Below are 2,050 nucleotides of genomic sequence, written 5' to 3' on the forward strand. Positions count from 1 at the left end.
GTTGAAAGGCTTATTTTAGATAGAGGGGCAGAAACCCAGTTTTTTCCTTCTGATATAAAAGCAATGTATCAAAATGTGTTGGAAAGAAATGATTACGGTAAAAATGTTTTCGAAAAAATCAATGCGATTTCCCAGGTTTTAGGAATTTCAGTTATTGATCATCAAAGCTTCAAAGATATATTAAAACAATGTTTTGCTCAAAAAGCAGGTTTCCAGTATGCGTATGATGTGGTAAAAGATTTAACGGATACTTATTCTGAAATCATAAAATTACTTCCTAAATCTTTTACAAAATGTTTTCCTGATTTTGTTTCTTTTCCTAAGCACATTATGCTCGGAAAGTTAGTGTCAAATACGCAGTTAGATTCTACAAGACACCCGTTTTATAATTCGCCTGTTTTAGATGATGATAAAGCAACGCAGAAAGTAAAATTATTAATCAATAGATTTAAACAGCAGGTACAGAATTTCAGGTATTCTGATGATTTTGAAAACGAGGTACCGATTAAAATTACCCCGTCTCAGAAGCTGAATCCTCTTCGCAACAAAGCGATTCCTTTTTACTATCAGGTTACGGAAGAATTTTTAAAAGCCTGGAATTTTGATAAGACAAGCAATCGGTCTTCCCGGGATAACTTAGCATATGACGTTAGTGTGCTGTCGTCAGATGCGCATATTCAGAATCCTTTAGATTTTAATATAGATAATAATTCTTTTTATAATATTGAAGGCCATCAGGGAATGGATTATTATGAAGCTTTCAAAAAAATAAAGCAAATCAGAGACAGGCAACAGCTGGGATTTGATATTATGGGGCTTTCTTTTGGAGAATTAAAAGGCAATAAAGATTTGTTTAAAGCCTATTTTAACGAATATGTAGATAAAAATCCGGGATTGGAGCACAATCGCGGAGCCGGAAAAGGAGACACTTTTGTTTTAGTGTATGATATTAATGGCAGAGATACGAAAGTGATCGCAGATTTTTCGCTTCCATACATCTGTTGTACACCAAAAATTGATGTTAAATTAACCTTGCCGGATTCTGTTATTTGTTCTAAAGCTGCTCCGGTTCCTTTCACGGTTTATCCTATGAACGGAGATGTAGAAGCAGTTGTAGATGAGGGCAAGAATGGAGGTGTTATTATGATTGATGGCAAATATTTCTTCGATCCGGCATCACTAAGCCCTGAATTATACAACCAGGAGATCAGCTTTACCGTAAACGGAAAACCTACTGATTGCACAGTTACAGTTACGCCACAATCGTTTATGGCTGTAGAGGTAAGTTCTGTCGTTCAGAATGAAGGTTCACCTACAACAACGGTGAGTTTGAGAATTTCAGGAGAAGGTTTTAGAAATTATACGTACAGTTGGGATTTCTGGGACAATGGAAACTGGGTAAATCTAAGCCCGGATTCAGAATCAATGGTTAAATATACTTTCCGTGAGTTAAATCCTGATATTATTCCAATAATTAGAGTCAAAGTAAGCAATAACGGATGTACTCAAGACATCGATATAGAAAATTGGTATGATGAGCCTGCTGCTCCGACTCTTGTGATAGATAGTATCAGTTTTTCAGGAGAAAACTGCTGTGAAGGTACTCCTGCTTATATCAATGCCGGTATAAAAGGTCTTGCAGATCTTCCTGTATCGGTCAGAGAATTTACATTGGAAGGGTTAAGTTCCGGAGGAGGTTCCAAAATTATTTATTCATGGATTAAAACCAAAGGTCCGAATGCAACGCTCAACGGTACTGATAAAGCTAATCTGAGAGTTACAAATATTGTTTCCGGAGTGTATGAATTCCAGTTTACAGTTCTTGATGTTAACAGTGGAGCATTTGCTAAAGCCGAAACAACAGTAACCGTATATTCTGACGATAAATAAATACTGTAAAAGGGGTGGTTTTGTAATTAAAAATCATCCCTTGTACATCAATTAAATAATATAATTTAAAAAAAATATAATATCATGGCAATGGCAACAGCGAAATGCAATGTTTCATTTCAGATACGTTATACATCTTCTATACCGGCAACAAGTGCAT

Annotated in this window: 1 protein-coding gene; it reads left to right on the forward strand. The window is 35.7% G+C overall.

The window, feature by feature from the left end; genetic code table 11:
- A partial coding sequence (locus AB4Y90_RS17695) for a PKD domain-containing protein (RefSeq protein WP_441558882.1) occupies positions 1-1,890 on the forward strand: 1,890 nt, incomplete at its 5' end.
- Between the last annotated feature and the right edge of the window lie 160 nt (positions 1,891-2,050).

The organism is Chryseobacterium sp. 2TAF14, from assembly GCF_052115105.1.
In the GTDB taxonomy this organism is placed as follows: Bacteria; Bacteroidota; Bacteroidia; order Flavobacteriales; family Weeksellaceae; genus Chryseobacterium.